The sequence below is a fragment of the Lamprocystis purpurea DSM 4197 genome, assembly GCF_000379525.1.
GTDB classification, from domain to species: domain Bacteria; phylum Pseudomonadota; class Gammaproteobacteria; order Chromatiales; family Chromatiaceae; genus Thiodictyon; species Thiodictyon purpureum.
In genome coordinates this window covers 1-14,442 of the sequence record NZ_KB902526.1, presented here as the reverse complement: position 1 = coordinate 14,442, position 14,442 = coordinate 1, and the positions used below count along the sequence as shown (strand labels likewise).

Here is a 14,442-nt window from a genome sequence, read left to right as displayed (position 1 = left end):
GGGGTTCGGGGTTCGGGGTTCGGGGTTCGGGGCAGATTGCGCTGGAACTCCAGCAGACGCAAGCCGGCGGCGGGCGGCTTGATCCATCGGATGAATGTGACGGGACATCGCCTGAGGTGGCGTGAATGAGCGAATCGGAGACTGGATTGGATGAGGCGGTCGCCCAGGCCGCCGCGCACCTGCAAGCCCTGGAGGCCGCGGTCGGGCGGGCGCTGGTGGGGCAGCGCCAGGTGCTCCGGGAGTCGGTCGTGGCCCTGGCGGCGGCCGGTCATTGTCTGCTCGAAGGCGTGCCGGGGGTTGGCAAAACGCTCCTGGTGCGCGGTCTGGCGCAGGCCGTGGGCGGCCATTTCGCGCGCATCCAGTTCACGCCCGACCTGATGCCGAGCGACGTCACCGGACACGCCTTGTTCGACATGAAGACCGAGGAGTTCCGCATCCGCCGCGGCCCTATCTTCTGCAACCTGCTGCTGGGCGACGAGATCAACCGCGCCCCGGCCAAGACCCAGGCGGCCCTGCTCGAAGCGATGCAGGAGCAGCAGGTGACCATCGAGGGCCAGCCGCTGCCCCTGCCCGCGCCCTTCCTGGTCTATGCCACCCAGAATCCGATCGAGCAGGAGGGCACCTATCCCTTGCCCCAGGCCCAACTCGACCGTTTCCTGCTCAAGATCTTCATCGACTACCCGGGCGAGCAGGAGGAACTCGACCTGGTGCGCCAGGTCACCAACGGACAGATCGGCGACCAACTCGACACCTCGCGGGTGGGCCGGGTGCTGAACACCCAGGACATCACCGCGCTGCAAGTCGTTGCGGCGCGCCTGCGCCTGGACGACAGCGTGCTGCACTACGCGGTGCGCCTGATCCGGGCCGCGCGCGACTGGCAGGGCATCGACACCGGCCCGGGACCGCGCGCCGGCATCGCCCTGGTCCGGGCCGCCCGCGGCCATGCGTTGGCCGAGGGCAAGGCCTTCGTGACTCCGGACGATGTCAAAGCGATGGCGCCGGCCGTCCTGCGCCATCGCCTCAAACTCACCGCCGACCTGGAAATCGAGGGCTACCGACCGGACGACGTCCTCGGCGACCTGCTGGCGGCCGTACCGGCGCCGCGCTCGTAGGGTCCGCTGCGCGGACCGCCCCGTCTGCCCACTCGCTACTACCCCCATGACCCCCCGCCCCCCCCTCGTCATCGCCCTCGCCGCCTGGACCGCCGTCGGCATCGCCGCCGCCTGGCAGCCCTGGGTCGGGACCCTCTGGCAATGGGGCGGGGTGCTGATCGCCGGGCTCGCGCTCGCCGACCTGTTCGCCCTGCGGCGCTTACCCGACCCGCTGCTGCGCCGACACATGGGCCGCACCCTGCCGCTGGGTGTCTGGAGCCCGGTGCGGCTGGAAGTCGGCAATCCGTCCGCTCAGACGCTGCGACTGCGCGTCCACGACCTCCACCCGGCCGAGTTCGATGCACAGGGACTGCCCGTTGATCTGCGCCTGCAACCCGGCGGACAAACCGAGGTTCAGTACCGCCTGCGCCCACCCAACCGCGGCGATTTCCCGGTGGTGGGCTGCGCAGTCGCCACCCGGTCACCCCTGGGGTTGTGGGTGCGCACCCGCTGCCTGCCGCCGGCGCAAACGCTGCGGGTCTTTCCCAACTTCGCCGAGATCAGCCGCTACACCCTGCTCGCCGCCAATGATCAACTGGCCCAACTCGGCGTGCGCCGACTCCAGCGCCGCGGCAGCGGGGCCGAGTTCCACCAGTTGCGTGAATATCGCGAGGGGGACTCACTGCGTCAGATCGACTGGAAAGCGACCTCGCGGATGCGTAAAGTCATCGCCCGCGAGTATCAGGACGAGCGCGATCAGCGCCTGCTGTTTCTGCTCGACTGCGGCCGGCGAATGCGCCACCGCGACGCCGGACAAGGCCGCGGCCACCTCGACGAGGCGCTGAACGCCCTGCTGCTGCTCGCCTATGTCGCGGTCCGTCAGGGGGACGCGGTCGGACTCATGACCTATGGCGGACCGCGCCGCTGGTTCGCCCCGCGCAAGGAGCCCGCCACGGTGAACCGGCTGCTGGAGGCCGTCTACGACCTGCAACCCAGCCTGGAAGCCGCGGACCCGCTGGCCGCGGCCCGCGCCCTGCTGGCCGCCATGCCGCGCCGCGCCCTCGTGGTGATCCTCACCAACAGTCGGGACGAGGATCAGGAAGGCCTGGAGCAGGCCGCGCAACTCCTGCGCCGCCGTCATCTGGTGGTGGTCGCCGACCTGCGCGAGGCCGCCCTGGATCGGGCACTGGAGGCGCCGATCGGCAACCTTGAGGAGGCGTTACGCTTCCACACCGTCCATGGCTGGCTCGCCCAGCGGCAGCGGCACCAGGAGCGCCTGCAACACCTGGGCATCCAGTCGCTGGATCTGCTCCCGGCGCAACTGCCTATCGCGCTGGTGAACCGCTATTTCGACATTAAACGGGCCGGACTGCTGTGATCCGCATCGGTGTCGCCGAACCGGCAACGATCGTCGTTCCGGTCAAAGCGATCACCCGGATTTTTCCACAGATGCCACAGATATCCACAGATGAAGAAAGTCATCTGTGTTCATCTGTGAACATCTGTGGACATCTGTGGATGAAATTTCCACGCCTGAGCCACGGCGAAAGCTGGCCGGACCGATGACCACGGCCGCCGGACCCTTGATGCCGAAAATGGAGTACACGGTTGACACCATGTCGTTTGCATGATGAAGCGGGCCGCCTGACTACCGGGTACTGACTACGATGTCCCATGGCCGGAACCGTGATCAATGCCATCATCGCTTCTGCCGCAACTGCCCAAGCGTCACGACGGCGGCGGCTCACGTCGGATGAGTTGCCGACGCCCCAAGTACGGCCGGACGCATACATCAAGGAATACCCGTATCAGTCGGCCACTTACCACGATTGCCAATCGGTTCTCCGATCCGATAAATCGATGCTGGTCATCCGACTTCCAGGCAGTGCACCTGTGCATCCGCGATGGCGCTTGCAATCGCGTCACAACGCTCGGTCAGGATGCGAATCACATTCGCCTTGTTGGTATTGCCGATCCGCAGCCAGATGACCTTGGGCGGAGCGCCGTTCAGCAAACTTAGGACTTGAAAGTCCGAATCTTTGGTAACAATCGTGAACCCGTGCTCCTTAGCGTACTTCCAGATCTCAAGATCGCTCTTTTGCTCCAACCCGGCAAGTACAACCTGGCTGCTTCCCGGATAATGCGCTTGCAGGAATGGCACCATCCTGCGCGACAGGTTCTCATCCAGCAGCAGTCTCATGACGCTTGAACAACGACAGCGCGGCGTTCGCGATCAGCGGCGAAGGCCAAGCACGCTTGGATGTCGGCCCTTTCCAACTCCGGAAAATCTTCGATGATTTCTTCGGCGGTCATGCCGTCGGCAAGCCATCCAAGGACATCGTAGACGGTGATGCGAAGCCCGCGGATGACGGGGCGCCCACCACGTTTACCCGGCGCAATTGCGATTCTGTCGATGTAGTCCATCATTTTCTCCTTTAACGGTTCATTCTGGGGATGCAAGACATTGAGGCTGGGGCGCGCGTATCCAGGCGCGACCGTAAGCGTTCAAATGCATCGCCCTCAAGCAGCCTGCCTTGCGTCGAGTTCTTCGCGCAGCACCCGCCGCAGTGTCGGCCTTGATCATCGTCCCGGCCGGCCGCGGACCGTCCGCACAGCGGACCCTACGGTAACACCGTGACCTGTAGGGTCCGCTGTGCGGACCGACGACCGCGCAGATCGCACGGTGGCCGGGTTTATGACCAAGGCCGCAGTGTCTGTTCCAGATCATTCCGGCTTTGCTGCTGTTGGATGTGGATCTTCAGGGCCCCGTTGATCAGCGTCTGGTAGCTGCCGCCATTTTCCTTGACCTGCGCCCTTAACCAGTCGACGACGGCTGTATCCAAGGAGATTGTAATGCGTGTCATATCGCTCTCAGGGGTGATGACAGGGCCGCAGCGGGCCTGGCTGAAGTCGATCTCCTGATCGAGTGGATCGCTATCGTCTTGTCTGTTCATGAAATTGCACATCCGCAGTGACCAGCGGCGGACGGTCGACTTCGGCACGCCCACGGCATTCGCTGCCCAGCATGACAGATGCCATTGGGACCATCGCTCACCGACGAGCGGCGGCGCCTTGGGCCTTCCTTGGCCCCGTCGTTCCGGCGGTCAGGGCATAACGGTCAGGTTGAGGGTCTTCGCATTGTTGCCGGGGACCGGATCCTGCGTATCGGCCTGGGCGCTGCCGGTAAGGACCATGGCCCCGGCGGCGGCGGGCCGCAGGTACAGATACCGGGTGCGTGAGGCGTTCTTCGCCAGGCTGCCGTAACTGCACACCACCTCGGAGGCGGCGACGCTGCACTCCGCGGGTCCGGACACCCAGCTCAGGCCGGCGGGCAGGGGCAGCACGAAACGGGTGTTGGCGGCGGCATCGGTTCCCAGATTCTTGATGATGAAAATGAACTCCGCCGCGCTCCCGGCCTTGGGGGTCAGACTGGTGGCCTTGAACTGAGTCAGCACGAGGTCCGCGGTCTGCCCGGCAGGGGGTGGAGAGGCCGCCACGGTCAGGGCGACGCTGGCCGCGTTGTTGGCGGTGTCCGGGTCCTGGGTGTCGGAGCCGGCGGTACCGGTGAGGGTGAGGCTGCCGGCGGTCGTCGGGCGCAGGGCGACACTGCGGGTGCGGGTGCCCGATTGCTCCAGGGTGCCGAAGCTGCACACCAGAGCGCCGGACGCGGCGGCGCAGTCGGCAGGACCGCTGACCCACTGTACCCCGGCGGGCAGCGGCAGCGAGACCCGTGCGTTCAGGGCCGCGTCGGTGCCCAGGTTGCCGACCGCGAAGCTCAGGTTGACGGTGCTGCCGGCCACCGGGGTGGGGTTGTCCACGGCCAACGACACGAGGTTCAGGTCGGCCAGGACCGGGGCCGGTGGGGGTGGCGGCGGGGGTGGTGGTGGCGGGGGTGGTGGCGGCGGTTCGGCGCCGTTCACCTCCGGCAGGGCGGCAAGCAGGGCGGCCGTGGTGGCAGTATGCTCACGGGGATAGCTGTTCCAGCCGCGGTAGATGCCGAAGTTGCCCTCGTTGTAAGCGAACAACTGACGGCTGATGCCGAAGTGGTCGAAAGCGGCATTGGCGTCCGCCAGCCAGGCGACCCCGGCGACACCCTCGATCTCGTACTTTTCAAAGGTAATGCCGTACTCACCCACGTTGAAGGGGACAGTGAAGCTGTCGGTCGCGCCGTCGTAGAATTCCTGCAGGCCCTCGCCGTCGCGCAGTTCCTGCTTGAAGGTCTCGACGGTACCGACGTAGGGGGTGTTATTGGTGTGCGAGCCGGCCCAGGACCAGGGCTCGTACCAATGCACGTCGTACAGGACATTGGGGTCGGCAAGGCGGTACATGCCGGTGTCATTGGGATGGAAGGAGACTTCCACCACGACCAGATGGTGGGGGTCGACGGCGCGGATCTTCTCGATGACCGTCGCCGCGTAATCAAACCAATGATTGACGTAGGGTTCGTTGATCAGGTCGTAGCCGACGATGGTCGTTTCGTTGCGGTAACGCCCGGCGATGGCGACCCAGAGATCCTCCAGGCGCTTCTTGAGGTCGGCCCGGCTGCCGAAACCCTTGAAGCCGTCGGCACTCTGGTAGCCGCCCTGGGGAACGTGCATGTCCAGGATCAGGCGCAGGCCGTGGGCCTCGGCCCATTGGATGTGGCGGTCCAGCACGGCCCAGCCCTCTTCCTTGTAGACCCCGGGGGCGGTGTCATCTTCGAATACGTTGTAGGCAAGCATCAGCCGGACGCTGTTGAAGCCCAGGGCGGCGATCTCGGCGTAGGAGTCGGCCTTGACGTTCTTGAACTTGTAGTTGGTGAGCGCCGCGGAGAGATTGTCGCCTGGATCGTACTGATAGACGTTGGTCCCTTTGAGGACAAAAGGCGCGTCGTTCGGACCCAGCACCAGACGGTTGCCGCTTGCCCGCACCAGCGCGTCGGTGTCCAGGGTCGCTGGGGGCTGGTAGCCGATCTCGGCCCGGGTCAGGGGGGCGACGTAGGCGTTGTCGATATAGACGGTCTTACCCAGACCGCCGGAGATGCACAGTTTGATCGTGTCGGTCGCGGCGAAGTTGGTCTTGATGACGCCGAACAGGGTGGTCCAGCGGTCGGGATAGGCCCGGCCGTCGTAGCTCGATTGCTCCCCGTCGATCCAGGTCGGGCTGCCGTTGTTCTTGATCAGGCCCAGATCCAGATCGGCATAGCCGGTCTCGTCCGCCGCCAGGCGGACCCGGGCACCTACCTCATAAAGGGTGCCGTTCTGCAGAGAACCGGCGGCCAGGGCATAGAGCGCGCCGTAGGGACACCAGGCGTAGGCGGAGTCCACACGCAAACCCTGGGTGCCGGTCTCCGCGGCGGCGGGATCCAGGGCGAGGGCTGACTTGGTGCTGCTCCAGGCGGGGAAGGGACCTTCGAAACCGCCGTCCTGAATCAGATTGGTTCCAGCCAGCGCGGTGTTGAGCGCGAGGGCCAGGGAACTCAGCGTCAGGATGCGTGCGGACAGTGCGTCGCGTTTCATCGAACGGAACCCCGATAACTTAGGTGAGGTAGAGTGACTGAGCAACCGCCGGGGGCGCCCGGCGGCCTCGATCTGCACCGCGGCCCACTGAACCCGCGGGCACGGTTGAGTCCACGAAGGCGCATGGTTCACAATCTTACTTCAACTTCTCGGTGGACCACCCGGATTGGTTCCGGAGCAGATTCACGATCAACCCCCAGGGCCCCATACCCATGCAGCGTTTTTTGCAGCGATCGTTCAGCGCACTGGTCCTCCTGACCGCCGCCCAGGTCACCCAGGCGGCCATCCCCGCCACCCCGGTGATGACCATCTACAAGTTCAACGGCCCGGCCACGGTGCCCTACTACCGGGCGGAGGGCTTCACCGGCCCCGGTTCGCCGGCCGGTTCACTGAGCCAGGGCACCTCGCTGATCCCCTGCCTGGTGATCCGCGACGGCAAACCGCTGACCGACGGCCAGGGCACGCCCTATGTCGGTTTCGAGGTCGTCGTCGACCCGCGCAAGGCGACGCGCGCCGACACCGAACGGTTCAAACGCACGGTGGCCGAACGCGGCCAACTCCAGGTCCAGAACCATCACTGCGCGCCGGGCGTCAAGTATGTCATCGACGTGCGCCAACTCTACGCCCTGAAGAAGGCACCCTTCTTCGATCCGCCCCGTTCCGGCGGCAACGGCGGCGGCACGGCCGGAGCGACGACCCTGGACCAGATCGTGCGCGCCTTTCACGCCTCCCCCCAGTGCGAAACTGCCAACCGCGCGCTGACCGGTCGGCGTGCGGCCCTGGCCAACGCCTGGGGCGAGTTCTCGCGCGCCAACGCACGCCTTGGCTCGGACACTGAACTGGCCCGTGCCAAACATCTGGATTATGTGATGCGCACGACGCTGTTCGAGGGTCACATCGGCCGCGGCTGCAACGCCTACGGCACCTGCGAGCGCAACGTCATCGCGCTGTCCATCCGCAACCGCGCCGTCGGCCAGTGCAAGAGCAATCAGGGCTGCGGGTTCCCCGGCGACTTCCAGGGTGCCGCCTCCACGGTGAACCAGTACAACATCTGGGACGAGTACCTGACGCAGATCTCCGGGCTCACCTCCTGCTTCCTGCGCCCCGATCTGGCCCAGGACGAGACCTACGCCAAGTTCCAGGCCATGTACACCCAGAACGTCGGCGACGTGGAGCGCATCCTCTACGGCAGCGAGACCGACCTGAAGGAGATCTTCCCCGGCACCCCGCTCGCGAACCTCACTGAACTGCGCCATTACTATCACGCCCCCGCCATGGGCAAATGCTTCCCCCGGCACGACCGGGTGGAATACATGTCGGGCGCGGTTGCCGGCCGCGGCGGCGACTTTGCCCTGATCGCCGACAAGCGCATCCAGGTCGGCAGTGCCGCCGACGGTGGTTATGATTTCAAAGAGTTTGTATTCGAGGAGAAGCCGCAGGGAGACGCCATCCGGATTCTGGACAATTACCCCGGCTTCAGTGTCGACAAACGCAAGGTGTCACTGCGTCAACCCAGCGCCTGCCCGCCCTATGGCGTCCCGGCCGGCTGCCGCTTCAAAGAGGTCGGACGCTATCGCAAGACCCCGAGCTGGATCAACGACGGCCGGCCGGTCGAGGTCACCTGCCGGGTCAAAGACCGGGGCGAGGCTTGCCGCGGCGGCGGCAACCCCACCACCGTCCGCCTCGGCGGCACCTGTGACGTCGAGATGCGTCCGTTGGCGGGGGTGCGGTAACCCGGTCGCGCCTGACGGCGCGGACCTTGATCGTCGTGCCGCTCGCAAGATCACTGGAGGTACCGTGAAAGTCGCGCAGCGACCCTGTGGGAGCGGCGTCCCGCCGCGATGGGGTCGGGCGTGTCACCGCAGCGTTCGATATCACCGCGGCACCGCATCGCGGCGGGACGCCGCTCCCACGGAGGCCATTCATCGTCCGTGGTGACGGATGTTCCTTCCATGGCCGTTTGCCGGTCGACATCGCATCTACGCGGCTTTGGTCCGGTCAATGCCTCGACCAGTGCGCGACGCCTGGACACCGGTCGGCACGATGATCGAGGCGACGACGTTCTTGTGGCAGGGACGGCAATCATGACCCCTCGTGATCCTAGCTCATTGACCAAACCCGATCAGCGCCAGCACCCCCAACACGATGAAAGTCGCCGCGGCGGTGCCATGGACGACGCGTGTCGGTATCCAGGCGGTGATCCGGTCGCCGAAAAACACCACCGGCACATTGGCCAACAACATACCCAGCGTAGTGCCGGCGACCACCCAGAAATAGCTGCCGAACTGCGCGGCCAGCGCGACCGTGGCCACCTGAGTCTTGTCGCCCATCTCGGCCAGGAAGAAAGCGACCAGCGTCGCGCCGAACACACCCAGCGTGCGCCCGACCGGCGCCGCATCCGCGTCCAGTTCATCCGGCACCAGCATCCACAAGGCCATCGCGATAAAGGAGAGACCGAGAATCCAGCGCATGACATCCGGCCCGACGTAGACCGTAACCCATTGACCGACCGCCGCGGCCAACCCATGGTTGGCGAGGGTGGCGATGAGAATCCCCCAAACGATAGGCCAGGGCTTGCGAAAGCGCGCGGCGAGACAGAGTGCGAGCAGTTGGGTCTTATCGCCGATCTCAGCGAGGGCGACAATACCGGTCGAGACGAGGAAGGCTTCCAAACAAAGACTCCGGGGGCCGGCGAAAAAAGCCAATGACCACGGAACGTCGCCAGCCCAGTAGGCGCACCGCGGTCAAAGGTCTCGCCAGGCACATGCGGCTGTCTGCACCATGGTCCGACCCCGCGGTCAGACCAAGTCTGTTGATGCAAACCCTTCTCGCGGGCGCGGAAGGCGGCTACTCCCCAAAGACGGCGCAGAGCATAGCACGGCTGGCGGACTGTATTGCCGTTTCGGCCATCGGCCCATCGGCGCTCGGTCCGCGCAGCAGATCCGACGGTAAATCCGCGTGAGCCAGCCCCCTTGCTGACCCTGTGCCCTGCTTGCGATACTCACACCCATGCCAGCCGAGCGCTTGTTGCGATACCGGGAGGTCTACGACGACGGGGCGATCCTCGACGCCGTTGTCTGGCGCGTGCCCGAACCGGTGCCCGGTTGCGGCCACAGCTACAAGTACCGCCTTTTCTATGGTTATCCTGGCAAGCGGGTGGTGGGATTCGACAACGAGCGCGGCAAGGGAGACCATCTCCACCTTGACGGAACCGAGCATCCGTATCGCTTCACTACCCCCGAGCGGCTGATCGACGACTTTTTTGCAGAGGTCCGGAGGCGACGCCCATGACCAGAACCGCGGTGATTCGCGTGCAGCGGGAGACCGACGCGGTCCTGGCCGATCTGCGCGGGCGCTTCCTGGCGGCTTGGCATCACGGGGACTATCAGGGTGAGGTCTTTGTCTTCGAGTCACCGGGCGCACTGTTTAGGGTGCTGACACCCAATCGCTGGGAACTGATCGAGCGGCTTCAGTCCATCGGTCCCCTGGAGATACGTGCCCTGGCACGCGCCTTGGGTCGGGATGCGAAACGTGTCGACGCGGACTGCCAGGCGCTCTTGGAGACCGGGCTGATCGAGACCGACGCGGACGGCCGGCTGTGCGTTCCGTTTGCGGAGATCCGCGCGGATTTTGCCCTGCGCGGGGCGGCGTAGAGCAACCCGACAGCGGCCCAGTGCGGACCACGTTCGTCCCCAGCGACAGCGGTTGACAGCACCTCGAAACCCTGCGCGCCCACATGCCAGAATATGCTCTACAATCAATCCATAATTGTCCTTTTGCCAGCCCCTCGGATGCCCACTTTGCGCCGCTCCGACCGTTGCCTAAGTGATGAGGTGCCGCTCGGCACCGGCCGGTAACCCGGGCTCTGGGATACAATCCCCTCTTGCTAAAGAAGGCCGTGCCCGCAGTGGGCACCGTGCCAGGATCGGATGAGTGCAGCAAACGTTTATTCGTTAGGAGTCACAGGAACCATCCATGTTTGTTGCCTCCGCAGAAGACATTCGCAACTCCATCGCCGCCATCCTCGACGAATCTGCGAGCGATCGACCCATTTGTCTAGCGGTCGCATTCTGGGGCGACGGAGCGGAGACACTTCTTCCAACAGGACGGCGCTATCGAATAATCTGCAACCTCTGCGATAATGGACCATCTGCCGGACTATTCTGACCTGCCAGATTATAGGGCAGATTCACTGCTGGAGGAGCCTATGCAAATTTCAGTCACCGATGCCAAAGGGCAATTGACCGAACTGGTACGCCGCGCCGAGGCGGGTGATGAGGTGATCTTGACCCGCCACGGTCATGCCAGGGTTCGTCTGGTTCCAATCACGGCAACGCCGGACAGCAAGGCCCGGCGGACGCTGTTGGAAACACTCAGGGCATCTGCTTGCGCCTCCGCCGGGCCGAGCGCTGCGCGTAGCCAGGATTTTCTCTACGGCGACGATGGTCTGCCCGGATGATCGCGGTCGATACTTCGGCGCTAATGGCGATCCTGCTAAAGGAATTCGGGTTCCTGGAACAGTTTACGTAATTCAAGCAACCCTGAAGCAGAGAAGCCGAACCTAGGCTTCACGTTCGGCGCATAGAAAAGCGAGGGCCGTGTGCCACCGAAAGTAAAAGACTTGATTGAACAATTGGAACAGGCAGGCTTCGCGAATCGGGGTGGAAAGGGGAGCCACCGAAACTTCGTCCATCCAAAGGTCACAAAGCCAATTACAGTGTCCGGGAAGTCCGGTGATGATGCGAAACAGTATTTGGTTAAAGCAGTTGAAAAAGCAATAACGGAGTCAAAAAAATGAAAGATAGTGCGCGTTACGCTAAAATCGTGGAATGGTCAGAAGAAGACAATTGCTATGTTGGGAGTTGCCCAGGATTGATTTTTGGGGGCTGTCACGGCGAAAACGAGAAGCGCGTTTTTGATGAGCTTTGCCAAGTTGTTGATGAGGCGATTATTTTGTACAAGCGTGATCATAAACCTTTGCCATCGCCAACATCCGGCAAGGATTACGCAAACTTGCTGCAAGATGTCGCCTAGAGTTGCGCTAACGGGGCTGGCTTTGGTCTTGGTCGTCGTTCCGGCGACTGGAGGTCGAGACTTTAGCCGGTCCGGCGCGCAGGCACCACTGATTTTATTTGAGATCTCAGGAATCGCCACCGGCTAAAGCCTCGACCTCCAGTTGCGGACAGGCCGTCGCTGGCCGGAACGATGATCAAGGCCGGAAATCTCATCCACAGATTTTCTTCATCTGTGGCATCTGTGGATAAATCCGGGTGAGCGCTTTGGCCAAAGCGGCGATCATGACCCAAGCTTCATGTGCGTCGCCGACGGTTTACCCATGCGGGGAGGACTGTCGTTCGGCGGCGGTCGCGGTCAAACGGCGCTAAAAGAACGACTTGATGACGAGCGAGGCGACCCCCGCCAGCAGCAACCCGAGCATCCATTGCAGCAGGGTGAACTTGCCCGTGAGGTCGCTGCGCAATAAGTCGATCTGCGCCTTGAAGCGCTGCTCGGTCTCCTGTAAGGCGTGCCGCAGGTCGGTGTCATTGGCGCTCAAGTCGGTCTTGGTGACCGGATCGGCCTCGATCTGCGCCGCCCGGAAGGCCTCGGCAATGGCCTCTGCCTGATTTTCCTGCATGGCCTTGCGAGTCTCCTCTTCGTTCGTGTGTACCCGGCACAGAAGATTGACCCGCGGCAACCGTTCTGCCGCCGGCCTTCCCGCCCAGCCCATGCGCCTCGCCCAACTCCTGTAACAAGAACAGGATGAGACGAATGCGGTAACGGCTTGCGGCCGCGACGGGGCCTCGAACGGTCTCGCGGCGTCGGAGTTCGCGGTGGGTCCCATCGCGGCCGGAGGCCGCTCCCACAAAATCCGCGAGGGGAACGAGCCGGTCTGTTTCAGCGGAAGCTTGAGGCGCAATACGCTGCGTTATTGCGCCCGACCGCCTAGACGCGGCTGCGACCGCGGTCTTCCGCCCCCTCCCCGGTCGGCTTGGCGCTGGATGCACTCAGCGTCCGGCGCAGGTCCGCCTCCAGCCGCTCCAACTCCTGACTGGCCTCGGCGCGGGCGCGCTTGCCGGCGTCGGCGATCTGCAGGCTCTCCTCAATGGTGGCGATCAGCGTCTGGTTGGCGTGGCGCACCACTTCGATGTCGAAGACACCGCGCTCGATCTCGCGCCGGGCCTGGGCATTGGCGGTTTTCAGGTTCTCCGCATTGGCGCGCAGCAGGTCGTTGGTCAGATCGGTGGCCGCACGGATGGTGCCGGCCGCTTCGCTGGAGCGGAAGATGGTGACCGCCTGGGCCAACTGCTGGCGCCAGAGGGGCACGGTGTTGACCAGGGTGGAGCTGATCTTGTTGATCAGGCCCTTGTCGTTCTCCTGGACGAGCCGGATGCTGGGCAGGCCCTGCATGGCGACCTGGCGGGTCAGTTTCAGGTCATGGACGCGCCGCTCCAGGTCATCGCGCGCGGCACGCAGATCCCGCAGTTGTTGCGCCTGGACCATGTCGTCGCTCGCCGCAACGTGCGCGGCCTGGGCCGGGATGACGGTGTCGTCGAGTTCGCGCAGCTTGGCCTCGCCGGCATCGATGTATTGCTCCAGGGCGCGGAAGTAGTCGAGGTTGGCCTGGTAGAGCCGGTCGAGCGCGGTGACGTCGGTCAGGAGCTTGGTCTTGTGGCGTTCCAGGTCGCGGCTGATCGCCTCGATCTGGTCGCGCACCATCTCGTATTCCTCGAGAAACCGGGCGATCGGACGCGTCTTGCCCATCAGCTTGGCAAAAAACCCCGGCTTGCGGTTGGGGTTCAAAGCATCGACGTCGAAGCCCTTGAGGGTGGTGACCATCTCGCTCAACGAGGCACCGGCGGGGCCGACATCCTTGGCGCGCACGCCCTCCAGCATCTGATCCGACACCTCGGTCAATTGCTCCTGCGCCTTGGCGCCGAAGAACAGAACCGATTGGCTGTCGGTCAGGTCGATCTCGCGCAGCAGGGCGGCGACCTGGGGTGCCAGTTCGGTGCGGGCGGCCGGGGTCGTGGTCTGCAGCGCACCAGCCTCCGGACGCCGGGCCAGGGCCCGATCCAGGGTATCTGGACGGGGTTCCAATTCGGTGGTTTGTTCAGTCACTGAGGGCACTCCTGAATACAGATCGGGCAAGTGAAAAGCGATGTGTCCGCAAACGTGGGCAAAACGGCGGGGCTTAGGAACCGTTCACCGATCAGTGAAACAAATCCATTAGGTAACGCCTTTGTCGCCGCCGTCGTTGTCGTTGTCGTAATCGAAGTGATGAGTCCCACGAGGATTTTCTCGTACCGCGTCGTTTCGCCGTCCGAGTTTTGCGAATGTCGCAACGATTCGTTGGTTCCGGACATGGCAACCGAAGCTTTTCAAATGCTTGGCGGCCTTCCTTACCCCCCAGGCGATGTGGCGAATCGAAACCCGATGGACATCGGGCTGCTCGCACGCACATTGAATCGCTTGTCGGCCTCGATCACGGTTCCGACCACGGGACATCGTAGGATGGACAAGCGAAACGCAGTCCACCAGCGACGGCGCGGGATTCGGTGGACTGCGCTAGCGCTTGTCCACCCTACGGCCGGAACGACGATCTAGCAGCCTGTCGGACTTAGCCCCTAGGATAAGGGCATGAGTCAACATAAAGGCTTTTTGTTGCTCCACAATCTAACGTAAGGTGATTTCCGCGAGAAATCCAACCCGTAGGAGCCCGCTTGCGGGCGACGGGTGGGGGCACAATGACGCGATTCCGGCAGGTCACGTCGCCCGCAAGCGGGCTCCTACGGAGCTTGATTCTTGATAGCGTCTTATTCGGAAGTCGCCTAAAGTCCGACAGGCTGCTAGGC

Annotated in this window: 16 protein-coding genes and 1 riboswitch; of the genes, 9 read left to right on the top strand and 7 right to left on the bottom strand. The window is 64.0% G+C overall.

What is annotated here, in order from left to right; translation table 11 throughout:
* Window positions 1-125 precede the first annotated feature (125 nt).
* The 3 genes from A39O_RS0123300 to A39O_RS42300 are packed head-to-tail and all read left to right on the top strand — an operon-like array spanning window position 126 to window position 2,657.
* On the top strand, window positions 126-1,112 hold the full coding sequence (locus A39O_RS0123300; protein WP_020507080.1) for an AAA family ATPase: 987 nt from the start codon (window positions 126-128) through the stop codon (window positions 1,110-1,112).
* Between the two features lie 46 nt (window positions 1,113-1,158).
* Window positions 1,159-2,469 carry a DUF58 domain-containing protein gene (locus tag A39O_RS0123295; RefSeq protein WP_020507079.1) on the top strand — a complete coding sequence of 437 codons (1,311 nt, stop codon included), beginning with the start codon at window positions 1,159-1,161 and terminating at the stop codon, window positions 2,467-2,469.
* Window positions 2,466-2,657 (top strand): hypothetical protein, encoded by a 192-nt coding sequence (locus A39O_RS42300; protein WP_211211697.1) that lies wholly within the window; start codon window positions 2,466-2,468, stop codon window positions 2,655-2,657. Before A39O_RS0123295 ends, A39O_RS42300 begins: the two co-directional genes overlap by 4 nt.
* Before the next feature lie 301 nt (window positions 2,658-2,958).
* Here A39O_RS42300 and A39O_RS0123290 read toward each other — a convergent pair whose 3' ends face one another.
* The 4 genes from A39O_RS0123290 to A39O_RS0123275 form a co-directional block, all read right to left on the bottom strand.
* Window positions 2,959-3,291: a DUF5615 family PIN-like protein gene (locus A39O_RS0123290; protein WP_020507078.1), complete on the bottom strand. Its 333-nt coding sequence runs from the start codon at window positions 3,289-3,291 to the stop codon at window positions 2,959-2,961.
* A complete protein-coding gene (locus A39O_RS39120; protein WP_083924850.1) occupies window positions 3,288-3,515 on the bottom strand; it encodes a DUF433 domain-containing protein in 228 nt (75 codons plus the stop codon). Before A39O_RS39120 ends, A39O_RS0123290 begins: the two co-directional genes overlap by 4 nt.
* A 269-nt stretch (window positions 3,516-3,784) precedes the next feature.
* Window positions 3,785-4,045, bottom strand: a complete 261-nt coding sequence (locus A39O_RS0123280; protein ID WP_040528572.1) for a BrnA antitoxin family protein — start codon at window positions 4,043-4,045, stop codon at window positions 3,785-3,787.
* A gap of 150 nt (window positions 4,046-4,195) precedes the next feature.
* Window positions 4,196-6,589, bottom strand: a complete 2,394-nt coding sequence (locus A39O_RS0123275; RefSeq protein WP_020507075.1) for a cellulase family glycosylhydrolase — start codon at window positions 6,587-6,589, stop codon at window positions 4,196-4,198.
* 212 nt (window positions 6,590-6,801) lie between these two features.
* On the opposite strand from A39O_RS0123275, the gene A39O_RS0123270 reads away from it, so the two are divergent.
* Window positions 6,802-8,322 (top strand): hypothetical protein, encoded by a 1,521-nt coding sequence (locus A39O_RS0123270; RefSeq protein ID WP_020507074.1) that lies wholly within the window; start codon window positions 6,802-6,804, stop codon window positions 8,320-8,322.
* 372 nt (window positions 8,323-8,694) lie between these two features.
* On the opposite strand, the gene A39O_RS0123265 is transcribed toward A39O_RS0123270, so the two are convergent.
* A complete protein-coding gene (locus A39O_RS0123265) occupies window positions 8,695-9,261 on the bottom strand; it encodes a TMEM165/GDT1 family protein (protein WP_020507073.1) in 567 nt (188 codons plus the stop codon).
* A 15-nt stretch (window positions 9,262-9,276) separates the two neighbouring features.
* Window positions 9,277-9,457, bottom strand: a riboswitch (yybP-ykoY riboswitch).
* A gap of 141 nt (window positions 9,458-9,598) precedes the next feature.
* Here A39O_RS0123265 and A39O_RS0123260 point away from each other — a divergent pair.
* From A39O_RS0123260 to A39O_RS39105, 5 genes are all read left to right on the top strand, one after another.
* Window positions 9,599-9,880: a toxin-antitoxin system TumE family protein gene (locus A39O_RS0123260; protein ID WP_020507072.1), complete on the top strand. Its 282-nt coding sequence runs from the start codon at window positions 9,599-9,601 to the stop codon at window positions 9,878-9,880.
* Window positions 9,877-10,242, top strand: coding sequence for an HVO_A0114 family putative DNA-binding protein (locus A39O_RS0123255; RefSeq protein ID WP_020507071.1), 366 nt, complete (start codon window positions 9,877-9,879; stop codon window positions 10,240-10,242). The genes A39O_RS0123260 and A39O_RS0123255 overlap by 4 nt, the downstream gene beginning before the upstream one ends.
* Window positions 10,243-10,730: 488 nt before the next feature.
* The gene (locus A39O_RS39115) at window positions 10,731-11,048 is read left to right on the top strand and encodes a type II toxin-antitoxin system Phd/YefM family antitoxin (protein WP_245561965.1); all 318 of its coding nucleotides are present in this window, start codon (window positions 10,731-10,733) and stop codon (window positions 11,046-11,048) included.
* Between the two features lie 141 nt (window positions 11,049-11,189).
* Window positions 11,190-11,387 (top strand): type II toxin-antitoxin system HicA family toxin, encoded by a 198-nt coding sequence (locus A39O_RS39110; RefSeq protein ID WP_083924848.1) that lies wholly within the window; start codon window positions 11,190-11,192, stop codon window positions 11,385-11,387.
* Entirely contained in the window at window positions 11,384-11,623 is a 240-nt protein-coding gene (locus A39O_RS39105) for a hypothetical protein (protein ID WP_083924847.1), read from the top strand. Before A39O_RS39110 ends, A39O_RS39105 begins: the two co-directional genes overlap by 4 nt.
* A 346-nt stretch (window positions 11,624-11,969) precedes the next feature.
* Here A39O_RS39105 and A39O_RS34795 read toward each other — a convergent pair whose 3' ends face one another.
* Entirely contained in the window at window positions 11,970-12,224 is a 255-nt protein-coding gene (locus A39O_RS34795; protein WP_157640361.1) for a DUF1640 domain-containing protein, read from the bottom strand.
* Between the two features lie 308 nt (window positions 12,225-12,532).
* The gene (locus A39O_RS0123240; RefSeq protein ID WP_020507068.1) at window positions 12,533-13,708 is read right to left on the bottom strand and encodes a toxic anion resistance protein; all 1,176 of its coding nucleotides are present in this window, start codon (window positions 13,706-13,708) and stop codon (window positions 12,533-12,535) included.
* Window positions 13,709-14,442: the final 734 nt, after the last annotated feature.